Genomic DNA, 19,199 nt, shown 5'->3' with positions numbered 1-19,199 from the left:
ATCAACTCGCCCCTTGTTTGTGATAGGGTTCGTACCGAGTGACATGGCAGAGGCCCCCACGCCGCCGACGATAGAGCGGAGCGACGTGCACACGGTCGACGACGAGCGCTTCTCCCGGGAGAACGTCTGTCTCGTCACGGGCGCGGCGTCGGGCATCGGCCGCGCCGTCGCGCTGGTCGCCGCGGTGAACGGCCTCACGGTCGTCGCCACCGACGTCGACGGGGACGGGCTTGACGGAACGGCCGCGCGGGCGGCGGAACTGGACGCCGAGGGGACCGTCGAGACGGTCACGGCTGACCTGCGGATCGACGGCGAGATGGACGACCTCGTCGAGACGGCCGCCGGGCGAGGGAAACTCCGCTTTCTGGCGAACGTCGCCGGCCTCCAGCACGTCGACCCCATCGACGAGTTCCCGATGGAGCGGTACGACGCCATCCAGGACGTGATGGTGCGCGCGCCGACGTACCTCGCCAAGCGCTGCATGCCCCACCTGCGGGAGGCGGGGGGCTGTGTCGGCAACATGGCGTCGGTCCACGGCCACTACGTCACGAGCGACAAGGTGGCGTACAACGTCGCGAAGTTCGGGATCCGGGGGCTCACCCAGTCCATCGCGGCGGAGGGCGACGGCGACGTGCGCTCGTTTTCGGTCAGCACGGGCTACGTGAAGACGCCGCTCGTGACGGGCCAGATCCCCGACACGGCCGCCCAGCGCGGGATCAGCGAGCGGGAGGTCGTCGAGGACGTGATGCTCGGCCAGTCCCGCTCCACGGAGATGATGGACCCGGTCGACGTCGGCAACCTCTTTCTGGTCGGCTTCTCGCACCTCGGGGCCCACCTCAACGGGGGCGACCTGCTGTTCGACGGCGGGATGACGCTCACGTACGAGTGAGCGGCCGTGCGGTTCACCCCCGGTAGATCCCGTGCCGTCGCCGACTCCCGCCCCCGAGGTTGGTATATCAACACGGGTGACTTTGCGGGACCCGAGCGATCTATGGTGTACAATGACACAGGTCAACAGGCGATCGGTGCTGAAAAGCGCAGGGGCCCTGGGGCTGGCCGGCGCGGCCGGCTGTCTCTCCGACGACGCGGCGAACGGCGGCGGCGGGACGCTCCGCGTAGGGGTCATGCAGCCGCTGTCCGGGCCGCTCCAGTACTACGGCCAGCAGAGCGTCTGGGGGTTCCTCTCGGGGCTCGCGTACAAGCACGGCCAGGACCCGCTCGACGTCAGTTCGGCGGGCCAGGAGACGGTCGAGGGCGAGGACTACGACTACGAACTGTACATCGAGGACACGGAGGCGTCGGCCGACCAGACCCAGTCGGTCGCCACCGACCTCGTCCAGGAGCAGGAGGTCGACGTGCTCGTGGGCACCTCCTCGTCGGCGTCCGCGCGCCGCGTCATCGACAACATCATCCCGAACACGGACGTCCCGTTCGTCGCCGGGCCGGCGGCCGCCGCCGACATCACGTCCAGCAGCGACTACTGTAATCCGCAGGTGTTCCGCGCCAACGAGAACACCGCGATGGACGCCCGGAGCGGCGGGCGGTACGTCGCCAACGAGACGGACGTCGAGCGCGTGTTCATCATGGCCGCCGACTACAGCTTCGGCCGGGCCGTGGCGAACAACTACCGCACCGTCCTCGAGAGCGAGGGCGTCGAGGTCGTCGGCGAGCGCTTCGTCGCGCAGGGCTACTCCGAGTTCGAGGGCCTGTACGACAACGCCGCCGAGGCCAACGCCGACGCGGTCATCGGCGGGTTCACCGTCCAGACGCTCCCCGCTTTCCTCGGCACCGGCCTCTCCGGCGACTACGACTTCCGGCTGTTCGGCGGGTTCGCCACGCGGATCACGAACGCCGCGCTCGGCGGCGTCGCCCAGCGCGTGTTCGGCGAGGACTTCACCGCCCAGGACCTCCGGGACGCGAAGCTGGGTCCGTTCACCACGCGCTACCACTGGAACCAGTACGACAACGAGATCAACAGCTCGTTCGTCGACTCGTACACGAGCACGTACGGCGTCGTGCCGGACCTGTTCACCTCGGGGACGTTCACCGCGGCGTCGTCGCTGGTCCAGGCCGTCGAGGAGAGCGGGTCGACGGAGGCCGGCGACGTGGTCGACGCGCTCACCGGGATGACCGTCGAGGACACGCCGAAAGGCGAGGGCGGCTACACCTACCAGGAGTACAACAACCAGGCCCGGTCCGCCATGACCATCGCGAACCCGGTGCCGACCAGCGACGAGTGGGCCGACAGCTGGGACTCCCCCGTGATGCCGAGCGAGCCCGTCGCCACCGTCGACGCGGAGGACGCGACCATCCCGGCGGACGCCGACGGCATGAACTGCGACCTGTAATGCTCCGAACGAGCGGACTGACCAAGCGGTTCGGCGGCCTCACCGCGGTCGACGGCGTCGACTTCGAGCTCGGGTCCGACGAGCTCTGCTCGCTCATCGGCCCCAACGGCGCGGGGAAGACGACGTTTTTCAACCTGCTGACGGGGACGCTCGACCCGACCGGGGGAAGCGTCGAGTACCGCGAGGCCGAGGGGGACTGGGTCGACGTGACCGACGACGACCCACACGAGATGGCGCTGCGCGGCCTCCACCGGTCGTACCAGATCACGAACGTGTTCCCGACGGCGACGGCGCTGGAGAACGTCCGCGTCGCCGCGCAGGCCGACGGCGGCCGGGACGCCTGGAAGCTCTGGCGCAACGTCGGCGCGTTCGAGGGGTACGAGCGCGAGGCCCGGGGGATACTGGAGCGCGTCGGCCTCGGCGACGAGGCCGACACCGCCGCCGAGACGCTCTCCCACGGGCAGAAGCGCCACCTGGAGGTCGCCGTCGCGCTCGCCGGCGACCCGGACGTGCTCCTGCTCGACGAGCCGACGGCTGGCGTCTCCAGCGACGCCATCGACCGGCTGGTCGAACTCATCCGGAACGTCGCCGCCGACCACGCCGTGTTGCTCGTCGAGCACAACATGGACGTCGTGATGGACGTCAGCGACCGCGTCGCCGTCCTCCACCAGGGCGAACTGATCGCCGACGGCGAGCCTTCGGCGGTCCGGGAGGACCCCGCCGTGCGGAAGGCGTACCTCGGCGGCTACGAGGGCGGCGACGACGCGGACGCCGGCGACGGCGGGCGGACCGCCGGGGGTGAGGCGGCGTGAGCGACGCCCCCGCCCTCGAACTCGACGGCGTCCACAGCTACTACGGCGAGAGCCACGTCCTCCGGGGGGTCGACCTGGCGGTCGAGACCGGCGAGAACGTCGCGCTGGTCGGCCGCAACGGCGTCGGCAAGACGACGACGCTCCGGTCGGTGCTTGGCCTGACGCCGCCCCGCGAGGGGACCGTCCGGATCGACGGCGAGGACGTCACCGGCGTCGAGACCCACGACATCGCCCGGCTCGGCGTCGGCTGGGTGCCCGAGGAGCGCCGGATGTTCGGCCACCTCACCGTCGAGGAGAACCTCCGGGTGGCGACGCCGCCCGACGCCGACTCGGCGGCCCGCATCGAGGAGGCGTTCGACGCCTTCCCGGCCCTGGGGGACCACCGCGGGCGCGAGGCCGGCGACCTCAGCGGCGGCCAGCAGCAGATGGTCGCCATCGCCCGCGCGCTGGTGGGCGACAACGACCTGCTGCTCGTCGACGAGCCCTCGGAGGGCCTGGCCCCGCTCATCGTCGAGGAGGTGGTCGACGCGCTCGAATCGCTCGCCGACGACGTGACGCTGCTGCTCGTCGAGCAGAACTTCCCGCTGGCGATGGACCTCACCGACCGGTTCTACCTGCTCGACCACGGCGAGGTCGTCGAGTCCGGCGACTCGGACGCGGTGTCCCGGGACGACGAGATGATACGGAGGTACCTCTCGGCATGACCGGGGTCGCCATCGTCGACGTGCTCGTCGACCTGCTCGACCCGACGACGCTGGCCGGAATCTTCCTCGGCGCGTTCTCGAAGTCGGCGCTGTACGTCATGATCGCAAGCGGCCTCTCGCTCATCTTCGGGCTGATGGGCGTGCTGAACTTCGCCCACGGCTCGCTGACGATGTTCGGCGCGTACCTCGGCGGCGCGATCATGGTGGCGCTGGTGTCGGGCGGCGCCGGCGGCCCGACCCGGCTGGCGCTTTTCTTCGTCGCCATCGCGGCGACGTTCGCGGTGCTGACGATACTGGGCGGGGCGGTCGAGATGACGCTCATCCGGCCACTGTACGACCGCGCGCCGCTGTTCCAGATCCTGCTGACGTTCGGGATCGTGCTGGTGCTGGACGAACTGGTCCGCATCGCGGTCGAACTGAACGGCCTCCAGCCACGGACCGACTGGCAGGCGGCCTTCGGCACCGCGCCGGACTTCCTCGCGGAGTGGTACACCGTCGCCGGCGTCACCACGCGGGGCCTGTACCTGTTCGAGGGGCTGCTCGGCGTGGCGGCCGTCGCGGCCATCTGGGCGTTCCTCACCCGGACGCGGTACGGGCTGTACATCCGCGCCGGCAGTGAGGACCCCGAGATGACCCGCGCGCTCGGCGTCGACGTGCGGCGGGCGTTCACCGTCGTGTTCGGCGTCGGCGCGGGGCTTGCCGGCGTCGCCGGCGTCGTGCTGATGTGGGACCCGCGCTTCGGCGCGAGCGTCCCGCTCGGCGTCGAGACGCTGCTGGTCGCGTTCGTCGTCGTGATCATCGGCGGCCTCGGCTCGTTCCGGGGCACGGTGGCCGCGGCCGGCATCGTCGGACTGACCGACGCCGTCGCCACCTGGCTGTTCGTCAACGACCACGTCGCGTTCGCCGGCCTCCCCGAGATGGTGTCGTTCCTCGTGCTCGTCGGCGTGCTGATCGTCAGGCCGCAAGGCCTGTTCGGCGTCGCGGAGGTGGGCGGCCATTAGCGACCCCACCGACCCGGCCGGCGGCACGGGGCCGTCGGCCACCGACGACGGGGAAGCGGGGACCGCCTCGGCGGCCGCCGACGGCGGTGGTACGGAGACGGCCGACGCCGCGGCCGCCGACGCGACCGCCGAGTCGGCGGCGTCCGGCTTCACCGTCGGCGGCGCGTCCGTCCGCCGGCTGGTCGCCGACCACGCGGTCCACATCGCGGTGGTGGCGTTCCTCGCGGTCTACCCGGTGCTGTACGCGACGCTGGTCCGGACGCCGCTCGGCAGCGAGTTCGACGTGCTCCTGCCGGGGGCCGACGTGATGGTCACGGTGCTGTACGTCGGCCTGTTCGCGATGAGCTTCGACTTCATCAGCGGCTACACCGGCTACCTCTCCTTCGGCCACTCGCTGTTCTACGGCACCGGCGCGTACCTGGTCGTCCTCGCGGCGACCGAGAAGCTGCCGCTGCTGGGGGCGGAGACGCCGTTCATGGTGTTGCTGTTCGCCGCCGGCCTGCTCGCCGTCGTCATCGCGCTGGCGGTCGGCGCGGTGTCGTTCCGGCTCTCGGGCGTCTACTTCGCCATGATCACGCTCGGCTTCGCCGAGGTGGCCCACGTGTTCATCCGGAACTGGGACCGCGTGAGCGGCAACCCCCGCGACGGCGCGAGCGTCGGCGCGGGCGTCGACGCCTTCGCCGTCGGCGTGCCCGGCGTCGACGCGCTCCAGATCGAACTCGGCCGGCTGGTCCGGGACAGCCTCGGCACGGTCCCCGGCCTCGGCGTCGAACTGAGCGCCGCGGCCGGCTCCTACTACGGCGTGGGGCTGGTCGTGCTCCTCTCGTATCTCTGCATGCAGCGGATCGTCCACTCGCCGTTCGGCCGCGTGATGATCGCGGTCCGGGAGAACGAGGAGCGCGCGCGGGCGGTCGGCTACGACGTGTTCCGGTTCAAGCTCGCCGCCTTCGCGATCAGCGGCTTCTTCGCGGGGGTCGCCGGCGCGCTGTTTGCCGGCTACCGCCGCTCGGTCGCGCCGGTGAACACGTTCGACCTCTTTGTCACCGCCGACGCGCTGCTGGCCTCCATCGTCGGCGGCCTCGGCACGCTCGCCGGGCCGCTGTACGGCTACCTGTTCAACGCGTCCGTGGAGGGTATCTTGACCACCGAGAGCGACGGGATCGCCCGCTACCTCCGGGACGTGCTCGGCGAGGGCACGCTCGCGGCGGAGGTCGGCGGCGTCAGCGTCGCCGAACTGATCAACGTGTTCGTCGACGGCCGGGCCGACCTCTACCTCGGGGTCGTGTTCATCCTGTTCGTCCTCTACGTGCCCCGCGGCATCCTCGGCACGCTCCGGGACCGCCTCGGCGGCCACGTCGCGGACCGCCTGCCCGACCGCGTCCGCTCGCGCGTCCGGGGGTGGCGGCGATGACCGTCTCGCTCACCGGCTACGGCCGCTACGTCCCCGACGAGCGGATCACCGGCGCGGAGATCGCCGAGCGCAGCGGCGTCCCGGAGGAGGTGGTCGTCGAGAAGATGGGCATCCGCGAGAAGCGGGTCTGTCCGCCCGAGGCGGACCACCCGACGGACATGTGCGTCGCCGCCGCCGAGGACGCGCTCGCCGACGCCGGCCGCGACGCGGCGGACCTGGACCTGGTGCTGTACCACGGCAGCGAGTTCAAGGACTTCGTCGTCTGGAGCGCCGCCGCCGACGTCGCCGAGCGCCTCGGCGCGGCGTCGGCCTACGCCACCGAGAGCTACACGCTGTGTGCCGGCGCGCCGGTCGCGCTCCGGCAGGTCCGCGCCCAGATCGCCGCCGGCGACGTCGACTCGGCGCTGCTGGTCGCGGCCAGCCGCGAGGAGGACCTGGTCGACTACGGCAACGGTGACTCCTCGTTCATGTTCAACTTCGGCAGCGGCGCGTCGGCGATGGTCGTCGAGCGCGACGCCGGCGACCGCTCGCGGGCGGCGGTGCTCGGCAGCGGCGCGGTCACCGACGGCTCCTTCTCCCGCGACGTGGTGATGCCCGCCGGCGGGACGCGCAACCCGCCCAGCGAGGACACCGTCGCCGCCGGCGAGCACGCGCTCAACGTGCCCGACCCCGACGGGATGAAGGAACGGCTCGCGCCCGTCTCCCTACCCAACTTCCTCGACGTGACCGACGAGGCGCTGGAGCGCTCCGGCCTCGCCCGCGCCGACGTCGACTTCGTCGCGCTCACTCACGTCAAGCGGTCGTTCCACGACTACTACTTCGAGGAGATGGGGCTCGACCCGGAGACCGACGGCTACTACCTCGACGACTACGGCCACGTCCAGAGCGTCGACCAGGTGCTCGCGCTCGACGAGGGCCTGTCCCGCGGTCGGGTCGAACCCGGCGACGTCGTCTGCTTCGTCGCGGCCGGGACGGGGTACACCTGGGCCGCGACCGCCCTCCGGTGGCGGGGTTGAAACGAAGCGCTTAATTGTGCGACGGTCCTCGCTTCACTCGCGGGACCGTGGGGTAGTGGTATCCTCTGCGCATGGGGTGCGTTGGACCCGTGTTCGAATCACGGCGGTCCCACTCGAAATTTAATCACTTTCGCACAACGGCACCGAGGTACACCTGAACCCTCTGGTTTCTCGGTTTGGGGGTGGTCGCTGTGACCCTCCGGTGTCAGTGCGGTGGGCCAGTCCGGGTTACAGACGGGAGCGATCCGGACCGGGACGGCCGCCACTGGGAGGAGTACGAGTGCGAGATCTGCAGCCGCGTCGGGACCTACGAGTTCGGCGGCGGTGAGTCCGACCAGCTCCGTGGGTGCCTCACGAAGACGAGCGAGGTGCCGCTATGAGCAAGGCCGTCGACCAGGCGGCCGCGAAGTTGGAGCGCAAGCTCGGCGAGCCCGACCAGCTGACGTTCCCCGAGGACTGGACCCTGTCGGCATCCTGGCGGCGCGCCCAGGAGGAGGCCGACGCTGGCGGGCCAGTCTCGGCCGCTGAGCGGGTCGTGCTTCTTGACGAGGGAGAACCCCACCGTGTGCTGTTCACCATCTACGACGGCACGCTACGCGCCGAGTGCGACTGTGACGGCTACCACTACCGCGGCTGGTGCGCTCACGTCGCTTCGTGCTGGTGGCGGTGGGTCCGCTCGGACCTCGCAGTGACCGACCTCGACACCGGACGGACGCACCTCTCGCCGCCGTGGTGGCTCTCCGTTGGGGGTGAGAACGGTGGCAGATAGTTCGATGATCGGTACTTATCACCAGAGTTGCCCATCGGTCAGGTATGAAACGGTCCCGGCTCAAGACCTTCATCGGACTGGCGATGGTCGCTCTTGGGCTCATTCAAGCAGGAGCCTTCGCCGCTCAGTCCGAGTGGATTCCAACTGCCCTGGGACTCCTCTACTCCGGCATCGGTGTCGCGTATCTCTGGGCCGAAGTGTACACCGTCGACCGATAACTACGGCCGCCGCCTCGCCCGCGGGCACGCCCGGGAGCGCGCACGAACCCCTACCGCAACCCCCTGGGGGGTATGGTACCCACGTTGCGATCATGGGGGCAGTCCGTTCTCCGTCCCGTGGTTTCACAGTGGTACCACCGCGGTACCAGAATGGTACCACTCCTGTAAGCAAAGCTAAGGGAAACGGAGGGGGTCGCCGTGAGTAAGCAGATCCACGAGGAGGGCGACCGTCGCAAGCAGGTGAAGTTCCGCGTCGACGAGTCGAAGTGCGACGCGCTCGACGAGGTGGCCGACGAACTCGACACGTCCCGCGCTCAGCTGCTTCGAGGTGCCGTCGACGACATCCTCGACGAACACGGCGATGTAACCCGCGACGTGGGCGGCGAGTACTGGCCCGAGCGCGAGGACCTGTCCGAACTGTACCGAGCCTGCCTCCGCCACGCCAACCAGAAGCTCATCCTGAACCTGCGGGTCAAGGGTGGCATGGTCGCCGAGGACACACGGTACAGCAAGAACGACCTCGTCGGGGCGCTCCGCCCGCTCGAAAAACGCGGGTACGTCCGCATCCAGTGCAGCGGTGTCTTCGGACGGAATCTCAACTCCGAGGTGGCTGTACGGGTCAAGCCGAAGTGCGCCGACCCGAAGCAGTGGAAGTACCGGAAGGTCGAGGACGAGAACGGCCAGCGACAGGCTACGGAGGCCGATTAGCGTGCCTACCTGTCGCTCCTGCGGCGAGGAAGTCAGCTCGAAGTACGCCCGCGTCTGTGGCGTCGACGGCGTCGTGAGAGACTGCCCGTGGTGTAACTCCCAAACCCGGGACGGTCAGCCGCCCAGCGGAACGCTCTACCATATCCGCGCTGAGGGCGTCTGAAGCGCCCGCTGATTTTATATCCCCCCTTAACGGACAGCGTCGGCCGGTATGGCACTCAACATACCCCAACAGTACGTGCCTTCCGGCCTGCGCCGGGAGGACGGTATCGACCTGACAGACAGCGTTCTCGCGCCGCTGTTCGTGCTCGCGTCGTTCAGCGTGGGCGCGGTCGGGACGCTCCAGTTCTCCGACCCGCTGAACCTCGCGCTCTCGGACGCCCTGTACGCCGCCCACGGCACGGAAGTGACATACGCGTTCATCGTCTCGATGGGGGTGCTCATCATTGGGTGGCTCACCAACGAGAACACGCCCGAGGACTACACCGACGTCGAAACCGTCGTGATGCTCCTGGCGGTCCTGCTGAACGTCCTGACCGCGCTCGTTCCCGCGGTCAGCGTTGCCGTCGCAGGCATGTGGTACATCGGGTGGTTCAGTGTGTTCCTCAACGGCGCGGCCTTCTACCTGATCGCCTACAAGTAACCGCGGAAACAGAGGTGAGAAACTATGTTCAACCGATTTTCGACGTTCGTAGAACAGCACGAGGAAACACTGCTGGCGGCCTACTCGGGGGCGGCGATCGCGTTGGCGTTCGTCGCCGGGCTGCTGGCGAACCTGGGGGCGATCTGAATGCGGCCCACCGCCCACCGCGCGGCGTCGTTCCTGCTGGCCGCGCTCCTGCTCGCCTCCGCGGTGGCGGGTCCGGCGGCCGCGGCGACCGCGACCGCGCCGACCGCGGACACCAGGGGCGCGGCGACGGCCTCGACGCCGACCGCGGACCTCGCGGCACAGGCCGATGACGGCGAGTGTGAGTTGTGGGAGTCCGTGCTCGGTCAATGCACGGGGCCGCTGGAGTTCGTCAAGATTGGCGAGGATCAGACTGCCGAAGCGGTCAAGACTGATCTTCACGTCACCATGTCGGGGGAGTGGGAGAACCAGCAGGCATTTCTCACGACCACAAACAACTACCTCGAAGACACCCGTTCGATTGCCTCAATCGACGGCAAATCCGCAATCGCGGACTCTTGGGAACGCGGGAATAGCACCTCACAGGCGACTCAGAACGTCCGTGAAGCTATTCGCGACTACTACGCGATGCAGCAAATTCAACTGCTGAATAAATATCAGCAGCAGATGGCACAGATACATTACGCAAAAAATGTTTCTGCAAATAATCCCGATATAGATAATTCCTTCGTGAGTGTCGGTATAGTTAATATTACTGACGAATATGGGAATTCTGCTAGCCGGGATCCTGAGTATGAGATAACTAACAGGAATCATGATGTTCCCATGACCGAGGTTGATGTAACTCTCGTTAATGGGACAAGTGAATCTATTCAGGTGCCACAAATTGCCGTCAACCTCAATGAAGTCGGTGCTGATAATGATTGGGAGATGGAATATTGGCCCGTTGAACCGTTCCAGCGGTGGAAACTCACACCGCAGGGTAACCGCGGAGGGTCGATGTCCTCTCATGCAGTTGTCCCGCCGAATGACGGCGTTTCTATCTCTCAAGGGTTCCATCTCAACACGACTGGCACCTACGTCGTGCAGAACGTCGGGGACGTGTCACAGGGCGGCCTCCCGTCTAAACGTGTTGTCGACCTCGTTGAGTGGCGGCGGACGTGGAACGACATAGAACAGCAGTCTCAGACGATGACGGCGAACTATGACCCGACTCTGACCGAGAATCTGTATGCAGCGCTGGATTCTGGGAAGATCGACCCGGAGGACGTGCGGGGAGCGGAGGGACAGGTTCGATGGCTGTCGGGGAACTCGTCGGTCGGCGATCGTCGCTGGCAGCAGGCGACTCTCTCGGTCCTCGACCTCGCCAACCAGAACCGGTCGCAGGCGAGCCAGATCGTCGTCAGCTACACGGGCTACACGGACCTGAGTTTCAGCAACTCGACGGACGGAACGCGCGAGCCTGTTTACGGTGACCGTGTGGAAAACCAGACCTACACAGGAATGCTGTTTGCTAACCCCCCGAGCGGCGGATTCTCTGCCGGTGAGACGTACGACGTGAGCAATCTGGAGGGAACCCCGACGATGTACGACAACTCGACCGGCGAGACAATCCCGCTGGTAAAGGGGAACGTCACGATAGAGGCGCTGTACGCCGCGAACGGGAGCGAGGTAGATAATGCCGACTGGGACGATCCGCAGTACGATACGTACAACTCCACGAAATACGTCGAATACATCAATAAGAGCGTAACTCACAGGAAACACATCACGAACAACTACAATAGTGAACCGTCGGGTGCGAGCGCGGGAATCGGCCTGCCTGACTTCGGACTCGGCGACGTCGGACCGGGTGACCTCTTCGCTGGTGTCGGGATCATGGTCGTCGCCGGTGGTGTGGTCGTCTTAGTCGTCCTGCGAGGCTAACCATGAAACGCATTTTTTCCACGCTGCTGCTGGTAACAGCGGTAGCTCTGATGGGCATGGGCGGATGGGCCGCGGCTCCAGTGGCCGCGCAGGAGAACACGACGAACGCGACGACCACCGTACCGCCGACGTCGAGCGGGGAACTGTCCCTGTCGGACGCGACGACTATCACGGACTGGCGGTTCGAGAACGGGACCGTCCACGTCACGATGGAGCTGGAGATCTCCCGCACTGTGACGATCACCGACGGCATGGCGGGGGCCAACACGACCGGCGCGACCCGGCCGCCGAAGCAGTCGTGGGACCTGTCGCGCGGGACCCACAACCTGACGATGCCGGTCGAACAGGTCCGCGGTGGATCGTCCGTCACCGTGGCGAGCGCGGGCGGCTCCTACCGGCTGAGCAACGCGATGGAGCCGCCGGAAGACGACGACGCCAACCCCTTCGAAACGTTCGGCGGCGAGTCCGGGCTCTTCACCGGCGTCCTCATGACGACGGGACTCGCCGGCATCGGTGCCTGGTGGGTCGTCCGCTCCGAGGAGAACGGGGTGATAGAGGCGTGAGCGACACGAGTAGTACCTTCGGCGGCTGGGCTGACCGGCTCACCTACATCGCCGCCGAGGGGCAACTCCTCGTCGCCGGCATCGCCGTCTCCCTGGGTGCGTTGCTCCTCTGGATACGCCCGACGATCCCCGGCGTCCCGCCGGTAGCACGCGGGATCTTCGCGGCAATGCTTCTTCTGGGTCCGCCGCTGCTGGGGCTGTTCGTGACCGGTGCGCGGCGGCTCCGGAACCGCCACATGGTCGAAGTGTACCACATCAACGGCGTCGACGACACCCGCCGCAAACTGTACGTCGCCCCCGAGGTGTGGAGCGAGAAAACCGTCGAGGGGCCGTCACCGTACGTCTGCAACGACGGCGACGCCTACGAAGTCCGCGAGTTTACCCACCACGACGATGCGGACCAGCTCGTCGTACGCGGGTGCTACTTCAGCCAACTCGCCGACTCGAAACTCGTCACCACGAAGGCCATGCTGGAGGACATCCACGGCGATCTGGTCGACGCGTTCCTCGAATACAACCGGCTCCGCGGGCGGATCTCCAAGATGGGGCTGGAGATACAGCGCGACGTTGTCAACGAAGAGGCGGAGGCCGACGAGCGCGGACTGATGCACCCGCGGACGGCAGTGAAGGACCACTTCGAGGAAGCCAAGCAGGACGCCGAGGAGCGCGACGTCGACGAGATCAAAGACGTCACCGAGTACGTCGAGGAGTACACCGAAGCCCACGGTCCCAGAACGCCCGTGGCGGCGGACGACTCGACGAACCAGGCGGCGACGGATGGAGGGACCGACCGATGAGCGACGAACAGGACAACTACACGGTCGGCGGCTTTCGGGAGTACCAGGACGGCAACCGCGAACGCGACCCCAAGGAGGTACTCCCACATTCCGGGTTCGTCAGAGACGAGAAGGTCGACCGGCAGTTAGCGATGCGGGCGGTCCACCACGACACGGAGAAGTGGGACGGGAAGGCGGCGGCGGACTACCTCCAGGTGCAGAAGAACCGCGACATCCTCCGGGCCGAAGGGAGCGACACCGCGCGGAACGCACTGGAGAACGGTGACACGGTGACGCTGAAGCACTACATCGGCGACCCGTCCCAGCAGGCCGACATGGCCGGCATCAAAACGGTGACGCGGCTGCAGGAGATCGTCGCCGGTCCCGCCCCGGTCATCGTCGTCTTGGGCGAGATGGGCGCGGGGAAGTCGGACTTCGCGGGACTCCTCGGACAGCTCCGACAGCGGTGGGTTGACGGCAATCTCCTCGTCGGGTCGAACATCCGAACGTTGGACCGGAACGACGACTGGGTTCGGGAGGATGGAAGCGTCGACGACGGCTGGATACCGAACTACCCACTGCTGACCGAGTGGGTCGCACAGGACGGCGACCCCGTCGAGAACCCCCAGCAGCCGAAGCTATTCATCGGTGACGAGTTCAGCAGCGCCGCGAGCGGCTCCGGCGAGCAGGGGCACAAGGTGCGGAAGCTGATGGGGCCACTGGTGTTCAAGATCCGGAAGTACGGCGGCGCACTCATCTACATCGGCCACGACGAGAGTTCGATTCACCCGCTGCTGTGGCGCGTCGGCACGATCATCAAGAAGCAGTCGAAGAAGAAGGCCGTCGTCGCGGACCGTATCTCGGGCGGAAAGCTCGTCGACGTGGACCCGCGGCCGCTCGAAGGCATCCCGCCGACCGACTGGAACATGGCGACCGAGGAAGCGTCCGATTGGTCGTGGGACGCGCCGAAAGGCGACGAGAAGGACGGCGAGGCGGTTGCTGAGGAGGACGTGAAACGCGTCGCGATGTGGACGATGAAGGCGTGTCGGGATCGGGGAATGTCGCCGTACGAAATCGAGGATTTCGTGCCGTACACGCGTACTACCGTCAAGAACTGGCTCGACGACTACGAGAGCGGCGGCGAGAAACGCGAGTGGGTTTCGACGGTGGAGCAGGTGATCGCATGAGGGTGTGGGGTTCGAAAGTACGAAAGCGAAAGCAACCCCCCTTTAGCCCATACGTCGCCCGACACCCTGGCGGGCGTCGGACGACCGCGATGGGCGCGCCGTCGGCGCGGCGGCGGAGGCGTATATATATCGGCGCGCGAAGCGCGTGGTCCGCGTGAGTCGGAACCGGTCGCACCGCGCGAACCGGTACGGGACGCTCGCGGAGCGGCATCTCGCGGAGGAGTACCGGCTTGAACTCGACCGGTGCAGTTGGCACGACGCCCGCGATAGCGATGGGCGGCCGTGGGAGCTGAAGGCTGCGATGATCGAACACTCGAACGGCCAGCCCGGCACGTTCAAGCTGTACAAGCAGTATCACGGCCGGCACCGCAACCACAACGGGATGTACGCGTTCGCGGCGTACAAGCCGTGGGGGCGCGGGATTCAGGTTCTCAAGTCCAAGGCCGTTCACTCCTCCAAGCTCCCGATGCTCCGGTGGCACGGTGGCGGCGACCATCGGGATACGAAGCAAGCGAAAGTTGCGATTGATACGGTATTTTAGTCGGTAAGGAATGCCGGCAATATGGTTTCTACCGCCATTTTTCGTGCATAGTCACACCTAACGGACCGATCTCGTCTCTTGTAATGTTACTGTCAATTCTGTTCCATCGAATCATCCCAAATCCGTTCGCGTCTCTGAATTTCAGGAGGTGGAATTTTATCGTTTTAGACTCGTCACTGGGATGATCATATTCTGCGAAACTCCATTGGCTATCCACAGCGATATCGAGCTGTATTGTTTCGTCGGCTTCTATACCTCCCGTTATTCTCCGAATGTTGATGTAGTTATAGAACTCCTGCGCATCTTCTACATTCTCAGCTAATACCGCACTACAGTGCAGAACCTCCGTCTCATTGTCTCCCCGAGCAAAGGCCCGGTTTGACTGTCGCTCAGCACCTGCAAAGACGGGCGGCTCTTTGGACTCCCACCCATCCCCCGGCAGTTCGGACATATTAAGAACCAATTCTTCAAGGGCTTTTTCGATAGGTACTGAATCATCCCCCTCCGTAGCGAACCGCGACTCTGTTGCAGTTGTAGTCTCTGTCTCCTGTGTTGCTGTGGTCTGGTTTTCAGTAGTTTGGTCAGCTTCAGCCGACGTGTTCTCAGGTTCCGTAGTTTCATCACCAGCACTATCTCGACCTCCGCTTGAACAGCCGGCCAAGGCTACGACCGTTCCAGAACCAACGATTGCCACAACCCGTCTCCGGGAAACCAGTGAGTGATCAGCCACGGTGACAGAGAATACTTGGAGCAGAAACCAAAAAATTTTGATTTAGTTACATGAGATGGGGCCGGACAGGGTTTCATCTATTTTTGTTTCCTATAGAAGCACTTAGAGTCCCTACACTACGTCTTTCGGGTGTTCCGCACCGTGTTCGACGAGTTCGGCGTCGAACGAAACGAGAGTAGCGTCGACGGCGTCGGCCGCGGCGAGAACCAGCGCGTCCATCGGGTAGAGTAGCGTCTCGGACTGGAGCCGGTTGGCTTCCATCATGTCGGAGGCGTCGGGGAACGTGACCGTGGCACGGGATGTGATCCGGTTCTCGATCTGCTCGATCCGGTCGCGCTCGAACTGCTTTTTCTTCGTGAGGACGCTGCGGAGTTCCATCAGATTCAGCACGGAGACGTACGTCTCGTCAGCTTCGTTGAGGAGCTTCACCGCGGCGTCGGACCGCTCCGTGTCACGGGTGACGGCGGCGACGAGAACGTTCGTATCCAGGAGGAGTCTCATAGCCGCTCGCGGACGTCACGGACTTCCTCGACGGCGTCGACTTCGACGTCTACTGCCAGCTCGTCGAGCGCGTCACCGAGCGGGAGGCTCGGATCGTCCTCGGGGTCCTCGGCCATGAACTCGGTGAAGTCGTCCGTGGTGAGGCTCATACCGGCTGGTTGGATTGCTGTGTGGAAAAGCCTGCTGGTGGTATGACCAAGATTGAATGGTAAGTGGAGAGGGCAAATATCTCGCGTCCTCCCCGGTTAATCGTCGAAAGACCGTTCCAGTTCGTACCCGTAACAGCTTCCGTTATACAGCAGAGTCGGCCGACCTTCAGTCTCGCTTTCTAGTTGTGCATCGTCTAGTGTGTTGTATATTTCGAGGGTCGCCGAGGAATACTCCGCATCCTCGCTGTAATATCCGGTATCAACGATTTCGTTAAGTTTCTGGCTGACAGCAGTTGAGGGGTTACGTTCGTCAAAGTTCACGTCTACCGACCCGTTCTCACACTGCCTGTCGAAGATCGTGATGCTCAGTTCCCCATCGTTTGTGGTGTCCCAGAATATGCAACCCGAGAGACTCACGGCAGAAAGAGCACAACTGCCAAGTACAGATCTCCGGCGCATGGTGATACCGTAACGATGTATTCGTAAGTGCTTTTTTCTGTACCTATCGATTGCGTGTTTGTGTAGAAACGTGCAACTGCGGCGGCCCACAGCCCACGAACCGCCGCGATTCCGCCGTTCTGAGTGAACCGGTCGACTGGTCCGGTGGAACGAAGTGCACGTAACTCAAGAAAAGTGCGAAGCGCCATGCGTACTGAACGCAACAGAGACGGGAGCTGGAACGTGTGGATGAGTCGGGAGGAGTACCGGGAGCTGCCGCGGGCGGCCGACACCTTCGAGCACGAGATCGCGGTGCGGTTGATGGGCGACTGTGGGCTCCGGGTCGCGGAGGTGCTCGACGTGCGGCCCGAGCACATCGACCGGATGAGCGACGGGCGGCATTACGAGCTGGAGGTCGTCGGCGGGAAGGACACGACCGGCGAGTACGACGGCGGCAAGCACCGCGAGACGTGGCTCCCGGTCGAGTTCGAGGCGGTCATCAATCGCTACGTCCAGGAGCGTGGGCTCGCCGACGGCGAGCCGCTGATCGACCGCTCGAAGCGGACCGTGCAGTACTGGGTGGAAGAGGCGGCGGGTGATGCAGCGGCGGCGACCGGCGACGACGATTACCGGCGGCTGTCGACGCACGACCTACGGCGGTGCTGGGCGAACCACCTGCTCGTCGAGGAGAACGTGAGTCCCCGGATCGTGATGGCGCTCGGTGGGTGGTCGTCGTATGATGCGATAGAGCCGTATCTGGCCGCTCCAACGGAGGAGAATATTATCGAGAGTATGGGCGAGATAGGCCTGTAGTCTGCGGAATTCAAGGAACAAGGAATCTTCTGGAGTTTAGTATACACCCGCGTACTGATACACGGAAGGGGTATTAGTGCCCACATTGGAATTCTACCCTGTAATGTCGAACAGCGATGAAACGCGCGAGCGGTACGAACCAGACCAGAACCGAGAGTTGAGTACCGCTGTACTGGGGGCTATTGAAGACCAGACTGGAAAAGATCTAACGAACTCAGAATTTCAACTCTACGATGATATCAATCCGGACGCGCTCAATAACCTCTTTCGGGAGGATGCAAGTGCCAACACCACTGTTCAGTTTGATACTGATAGCGTGACTGTCACACTGTGGGGTGATGGGGCGGTAGAGATACAGGTTTCCTCACAAGATGAGGACGGATAGCAGATCAAGGAACCAACCGGAGATTTACCGAAAGCAGGAATTCGGTGCACTTCTGGTTCAGTCCATCACTGCAGTCTACCACGGCATCCGTGCCCGGAGAGAACATCATTCAGAGAATGGGGACGGCTGAGCTACAGGAACACGGAACGCACCTCTCGTAGCCAACGATCAGCGTTCTCATGGCCGTTATAGTGGATCTGGTAGTCTTGCCGGTCGTAATCGATCCAACCTCTTTCAGCAAGCTCGGGTAGATGGACGTGGATTAGATTCAACTTCAGTTGTTCATGGCCCTCCGAAGGGACTTGGCGTTCCACGTAGACGACCAACTCATCCAGCGATGCCGTCCTGGATTGCGTGTGGTTCTCGAAGTAATCGATCACCTGACGCCGGAGGTGATTACTCAACGTGTCCAGAAGTTTATCTATAGCCGGCGCTTTTTCTGGATAACAAGATTGTGAAGGCATGGCATGCAGTATTCCACCCCAACCGTCTTAAGCTGTTTGTGGTCCAACTAGATTAGTGATAGTACCTCTACCATTCAGGGGTGAGACGTACCCCTCGGTTCCTAAGATTACCAAGTGACCAGTTCACAGTTGATGTAGAAAACCAGAAGAGTCGAGTGCCGACTCGGTCCAGAAGTGGGCTCGACTCGGGAGGTGCCACCCTCCGGCCCCGCTGTCCATCCTGGGGGGTCAAAAGCTTACCCGACTACACAGCCCAGAACGCCGGACGTGGGAGATCGCCGGCGTCGAGTTCCCCTTTGAGATATAGTTGGCCGTCCGTGGTGATTTCATAGAGATGATCCCCAGCGTAGATGGGAGCGATTAGACCAGCTCGCGTGAGAAGCCGACAACGTTCCCGAATCCGACGACGGGAAGCATTGAACTTCATTATCTCCTCCATGTGCTGGGGAGTAGAGAGCGCATCCTCGTCTAAGTGTTCGAGAATCCGCTCGTCAAGCGTACACATCCACTGGGCAGGTTTACGCTCTGTCACGGCTCAGTACTCTCAGATGTGGAGGGGGCATCTAGAGAGCTACCGCCATTGAGGTACACCTCGTTCTCAGCATCATATTCTTCGTCGAGATACGCTTTACCGCGGTCCGTGATAGTGTAGACACCGTTCCCGAGTGGTTTGAGCAGTCCGTGGTCAGCAAGCTTCCCACAACGCCGCGAGACGGACGATTGAGATATTCTGATACCGTCCCGCTCGGCGAGATCGCCCACCCTCCCGGCATCTTCGTTCCTGATTATCTCTAAGATCCGGTCATCCCAGATTGTCATCCATGTCCCGGACTGTCTCATTGTTATGCGTAACAAGATATGTGGACCTAATACCTCGCAATATACCGCTGGTTCTAATCCTACCCTAATTCGACTAGTCGATGCATTTATGCAATACCGTTCTAATTGTGGGAATGGAACCGCCGATTCGGTCCAGATGTCGCTCGCCGGTTTCGTCGTGCCGGGCGATGCTGCCACATCGCCCGGCTGTGGCGCGGTTCCAAGGTAGAAACCGATGTCGCCGATTCAATCCGCGGGCTCGAAGGCCCGCACGACCCGAGAAGAGTCGTCT

27 protein-coding genes and 1 tRNA gene are annotated in these 19,199 nt (G+C 64.4%); 22 read left to right on the top strand and 6 right to left on the bottom strand.

Features of this window, described 5'->3' with window-relative positions; all coding sequences use genetic code 11:
* Window positions 1-43 precede the first annotated feature (43 nt).
* The 20 genes from EYW40_RS07995 (at window position 44) to EYW40_RS07915 (ending at window position 14,608) form a co-directional block, all read left to right on the top strand.
* Window positions 44-889 (top strand): SDR family oxidoreductase, encoded by an 846-nt coding sequence (locus EYW40_RS07995; RefSeq protein ID WP_135821092.1) that lies wholly within the window; start codon window positions 44-46, stop codon window positions 887-889.
* 112 nt (window positions 890-1,001) lie between these two features.
* Window positions 1,002-2,348 (top strand): ABC transporter substrate-binding protein, encoded by a 1,347-nt coding sequence (locus EYW40_RS07990; protein ID WP_135821091.1) that lies wholly within the window; start codon window positions 1,002-1,004, stop codon window positions 2,346-2,348.
* A complete protein-coding gene (locus EYW40_RS07985) occupies window positions 2,348-3,160 on the top strand; it encodes an ABC transporter ATP-binding protein (RefSeq protein WP_135821090.1) in 813 nt (270 codons plus the stop codon). The genes EYW40_RS07990 and EYW40_RS07985 overlap by 1 nt, the downstream gene beginning before the upstream one ends.
* Window positions 3,157-3,864 carry an ABC transporter ATP-binding protein gene (locus EYW40_RS07980; RefSeq protein WP_135821089.1) on the top strand — a complete coding sequence of 236 codons (708 nt, stop codon included), beginning with the start codon at window positions 3,157-3,159 and terminating at the stop codon, window positions 3,862-3,864. The genes EYW40_RS07985 and EYW40_RS07980 overlap by 4 nt, the downstream gene beginning before the upstream one ends.
* Window positions 3,861-4,865, top strand: coding sequence for a branched-chain amino acid ABC transporter permease (locus EYW40_RS07975; protein WP_135821088.1), 1,005 nt, complete (start codon window positions 3,861-3,863; stop codon window positions 4,863-4,865). Before EYW40_RS07980 ends, EYW40_RS07975 begins: the two co-directional genes overlap by 4 nt.
* Before the next feature lie 208 nt (window positions 4,866-5,073).
* On the top strand, window positions 5,074-6,276 hold the full coding sequence (locus EYW40_RS07970; RefSeq protein WP_375137148.1) for a branched-chain amino acid ABC transporter permease: 1,203 nt from the start codon (window positions 5,074-5,076) through the stop codon (window positions 6,274-6,276).
* Window positions 6,273-7,292 (top strand): 3-oxoacyl-ACP synthase, encoded by a 1,020-nt coding sequence (locus EYW40_RS07965; RefSeq protein WP_135821086.1) that lies wholly within the window; start codon window positions 6,273-6,275, stop codon window positions 7,290-7,292. Before EYW40_RS07970 ends, EYW40_RS07965 begins: the two co-directional genes overlap by 4 nt.
* 41 nt (window positions 7,293-7,333) lie before the next feature.
* Window positions 7,334-7,404, top strand: a tRNA-Pro gene (locus EYW40_RS07960).
* A gap of 79 nt (window positions 7,405-7,483) precedes the next feature.
* The gene (locus EYW40_RS07955) at window positions 7,484-7,672 is read left to right on the top strand and encodes a hypothetical protein (RefSeq protein ID WP_135821085.1); all 189 of its coding nucleotides are present in this window, start codon (window positions 7,484-7,486) and stop codon (window positions 7,670-7,672) included.
* Entirely contained in the window at window positions 7,669-8,061 is a 393-nt protein-coding gene (locus EYW40_RS07950) for a hypothetical protein (protein ID WP_135821084.1), read from the top strand. The genes EYW40_RS07955 and EYW40_RS07950 overlap by 4 nt, the downstream gene beginning before the upstream one ends.
* A gap of 44 nt (window positions 8,062-8,105) precedes the next feature.
* Entirely contained in the window at window positions 8,106-8,279 is a 174-nt protein-coding gene (locus tag EYW40_RS19930; protein ID WP_202614480.1) for a hypothetical protein, read from the top strand.
* A 198-nt stretch (window positions 8,280-8,477) separates the two neighbouring features.
* Window positions 8,478-8,987, top strand: coding sequence for a hypothetical protein (locus EYW40_RS07945; protein ID WP_135821083.1), 510 nt, complete (start codon window positions 8,478-8,480; stop codon window positions 8,985-8,987).
* A gap of 1 nt (window position 8,988) precedes the next feature.
* Complete coding sequence (locus EYW40_RS20505) at window positions 8,989-9,150, top strand: DUF7563 family protein (protein WP_449271849.1); 162 nt, start codon at window positions 8,989-8,991, stop codon at window positions 9,148-9,150.
* A 48-nt stretch (window positions 9,151-9,198) separates the two neighbouring features.
* The gene (locus tag EYW40_RS07940) at window positions 9,199-9,630 is read left to right on the top strand and encodes a DUF8023 family protein (RefSeq protein ID WP_135821082.1); all 432 of its coding nucleotides are present in this window, start codon (window positions 9,199-9,201) and stop codon (window positions 9,628-9,630) included.
* A gap of 24 nt (window positions 9,631-9,654) precedes the next feature.
* Window positions 9,655-9,777: a hypothetical protein gene (locus EYW40_RS20300; RefSeq protein WP_259370026.1), complete on the top strand. Its 123-nt coding sequence runs from the start codon at window positions 9,655-9,657 to the stop codon at window positions 9,775-9,777.
* Complete coding sequence (locus EYW40_RS07935; RefSeq protein ID WP_135821081.1) at window positions 9,778-11,541, top strand: Env/VP5 family phage fusion protein; 1,764 nt, start codon at window positions 9,778-9,780, stop codon at window positions 11,539-11,541.
* A gap of 80 nt (window positions 11,542-11,621) precedes the next feature.
* A complete protein-coding gene (locus tag EYW40_RS07930; RefSeq protein WP_135821080.1) occupies window positions 11,622-12,104 on the top strand; it encodes a DUF8063 family protein in 483 nt (160 codons plus the stop codon).
* A complete protein-coding gene (locus EYW40_RS07925; protein ID WP_135821079.1) occupies window positions 12,101-12,901 on the top strand; it encodes a hypothetical protein in 801 nt (266 codons plus the stop codon). The genes EYW40_RS07930 and EYW40_RS07925 overlap by 4 nt, the downstream gene beginning before the upstream one ends.
* Window positions 12,898-14,067: a P-loop NTPase family protein gene (locus EYW40_RS07920; protein ID WP_135821078.1), complete on the top strand. Its 1,170-nt coding sequence runs from the start codon at window positions 12,898-12,900 to the stop codon at window positions 14,065-14,067. The genes EYW40_RS07925 and EYW40_RS07920 overlap by 4 nt, the downstream gene beginning before the upstream one ends.
* Before the next feature lie 154 nt (window positions 14,068-14,221).
* On the top strand, window positions 14,222-14,608 hold the full coding sequence (locus tag EYW40_RS07915; protein WP_135821077.1) for a PD-(D/E)XK family putative nuclease: 387 nt from the start codon (window positions 14,222-14,224) through the stop codon (window positions 14,606-14,608).
* Window positions 14,609-14,636: 28 nt separating this feature from the next.
* Here EYW40_RS07915 and EYW40_RS07910 read toward each other — a convergent pair whose 3' ends face one another.
* From EYW40_RS07910 to EYW40_RS07900, 4 genes are all read right to left on the bottom strand, one after another.
* Window positions 14,637-15,338, bottom strand: a complete 702-nt coding sequence (locus EYW40_RS07910; RefSeq protein ID WP_135821076.1) for a hypothetical protein — start codon at window positions 15,336-15,338, stop codon at window positions 14,637-14,639.
* A 111-nt stretch (window positions 15,339-15,449) separates the two neighbouring features.
* Window positions 15,450-15,839 carry a PIN domain-containing protein gene (locus EYW40_RS07905; RefSeq protein WP_135821075.1) on the bottom strand — a complete coding sequence of 130 codons (390 nt, stop codon included), beginning with the start codon at window positions 15,837-15,839 and terminating at the stop codon, window positions 15,450-15,452.
* Window positions 15,836-15,988 (bottom strand): hypothetical protein, encoded by a 153-nt coding sequence (locus EYW40_RS19925; protein WP_202614479.1) that lies wholly within the window; start codon window positions 15,986-15,988, stop codon window positions 15,836-15,838. The genes EYW40_RS07905 and EYW40_RS19925 overlap by 4 nt, the downstream gene beginning before the upstream one ends.
* Window positions 15,989-16,084: 96 nt before the next feature.
* The gene (locus tag EYW40_RS07900; protein WP_135821074.1) at window positions 16,085-16,405 is read right to left on the bottom strand and encodes a hypothetical protein; all 321 of its coding nucleotides are present in this window, start codon (window positions 16,403-16,405) and stop codon (window positions 16,085-16,087) included.
* A 228-nt stretch (window positions 16,406-16,633) separates the two neighbouring features.
* Between EYW40_RS07900 and EYW40_RS07895 the strand changes: the two genes are divergently transcribed.
* Together EYW40_RS07895 and EYW40_RS07890 are read left to right on the top strand one after the other, a co-directional pair.
* The gene (locus EYW40_RS07895) at window positions 16,634-17,239 is read left to right on the top strand and encodes a tyrosine-type recombinase/integrase (protein ID WP_135821073.1); all 606 of its coding nucleotides are present in this window, start codon (window positions 16,634-16,636) and stop codon (window positions 17,237-17,239) included.
* A gap of 103 nt (window positions 17,240-17,342) precedes the next feature.
* On the top strand, window positions 17,343-17,624 hold the full coding sequence (locus EYW40_RS07890) for a HalOD1 output domain-containing protein (protein WP_135821072.1): 282 nt from the start codon (window positions 17,343-17,345) through the stop codon (window positions 17,622-17,624).
* A gap of 131 nt (window positions 17,625-17,755) precedes the next feature.
* Here EYW40_RS07890 and EYW40_RS07885 read toward each other — a convergent pair whose 3' ends face one another.
* Both EYW40_RS07885 and EYW40_RS07875 read right to left on the bottom strand, forming a co-directional pair.
* Window positions 17,756-18,088, bottom strand: a complete 333-nt coding sequence (locus EYW40_RS07885) for a DUF7344 domain-containing protein (protein ID WP_135821071.1) — start codon at window positions 18,086-18,088, stop codon at window positions 17,756-17,758.
* Window positions 18,089-18,616: 528 nt separating this feature from the next.
* Window positions 18,617-18,928, bottom strand: coding sequence for a helix-turn-helix domain-containing protein (locus EYW40_RS07875; RefSeq protein ID WP_135821070.1), 312 nt, complete (start codon window positions 18,926-18,928; stop codon window positions 18,617-18,619).
* Window positions 18,929-19,199: the final 271 nt, after the last annotated feature.

Origin of the sequence: Halostella litorea, assembly GCF_004785955.1 — an archaeon.
Classification (GTDB): Archaea; Halobacteriota; Halobacteria; order Halobacteriales; family Natronoarchaeaceae; genus Halostella; species Halostella litorea.
Note: the sequence above shows the minus strand (reverse complement) of the source record. Positions and strands in the feature narration are given on the sequence as shown.

What these genes read in the sequence shown, in the direction of transcription:
- EYW40_RS07995 (WP_135821092.1), top strand. Translation starts at nt 44, where the DNA reads ATGGCAGAGGCCCCCACGCCGCCGACGATAGAGCGGAGCGACGTGCAC.
- EYW40_RS07990 (WP_135821091.1), top strand. Translation starts at nt 1,002, where the DNA reads ATGACACAGGTCAACAGGCGATCGGTGCTGAAAAGCGCAGGGGCCCTG.
- EYW40_RS07985 (WP_135821090.1), top strand. Translation starts at nt 2,348, where the DNA reads ATGCTCCGAACGAGCGGACTGACCAAGCGGTTCGGCGGCCTCACCGCG.
- EYW40_RS07975 (WP_135821088.1), top strand. Translation starts at nt 3,861, where the DNA reads ATGACCGGGGTCGCCATCGTCGACGTGCTCGTCGACCTGCTCGACCCG.
- EYW40_RS07965 (WP_135821086.1), top strand. Translation starts at nt 6,273, where the DNA reads ATGACCGTCTCGCTCACCGGCTACGGCCGCTACGTCCCCGACGAGCGG.
- EYW40_RS07950 (WP_135821084.1), top strand. Translation starts at nt 7,669, where the DNA reads ATGAGCAAGGCCGTCGACCAGGCGGCCGCGAAGTTGGAGCGCAAGCTC.
- EYW40_RS19930 (WP_202614480.1), top strand. Translation starts at nt 8,106, where the DNA reads ATGAAACGGTCCCGGCTCAAGACCTTCATCGGACTGGCGATGGTCGCT.
- EYW40_RS07940 (WP_135821082.1), top strand. Translation starts at nt 9,199, where the DNA reads ATGGCACTCAACATACCCCAACAGTACGTGCCTTCCGGCCTGCGCCGG.
- EYW40_RS20300 (WP_259370026.1), top strand. Translation starts at nt 9,655, where the DNA reads ATGTTCAACCGATTTTCGACGTTCGTAGAACAGCACGAGGAAACACTG.
- EYW40_RS07935 (WP_135821081.1), top strand. Translation starts at nt 9,778, where the DNA reads ATGCGGCCCACCGCCCACCGCGCGGCGTCGTTCCTGCTGGCCGCGCTC.
- EYW40_RS07920 (WP_135821078.1), top strand. Translation starts at nt 12,898, where the DNA reads ATGAGCGACGAACAGGACAACTACACGGTCGGCGGCTTTCGGGAGTAC.
- EYW40_RS07905 (WP_135821075.1), bottom strand. Translation starts at nt 15,839, where the DNA reads ATGAGACTCCTCCTGGATACGAACGTTCTCGTCGCCGCCGTCACCCGT.
- EYW40_RS19925 (WP_202614479.1), bottom strand. Translation starts at nt 15,988, where the DNA reads ATGAGCCTCACCACGGACGACTTCACCGAGTTCATGGCCGAGGACCCC.
- EYW40_RS07895 (WP_135821073.1), top strand. Translation starts at nt 16,634, where the DNA reads ATGCGTACTGAACGCAACAGAGACGGGAGCTGGAACGTGTGGATGAGT.
- EYW40_RS07890 (WP_135821072.1), top strand. Translation starts at nt 17,343, where the DNA reads ATGTCGAACAGCGATGAAACGCGCGAGCGGTACGAACCAGACCAGAAC.
- EYW40_RS07885 (WP_135821071.1), bottom strand. Translation starts at nt 18,088, where the DNA reads ATGCCTTCACAATCTTGTTATCCAGAAAAAGCGCCGGCTATAGATAAA.
- EYW40_RS07875 (WP_135821070.1), bottom strand. Translation starts at nt 18,928, where the DNA reads ATGAGACAGTCCGGGACATGGATGACAATCTGGGATGACCGGATCTTA.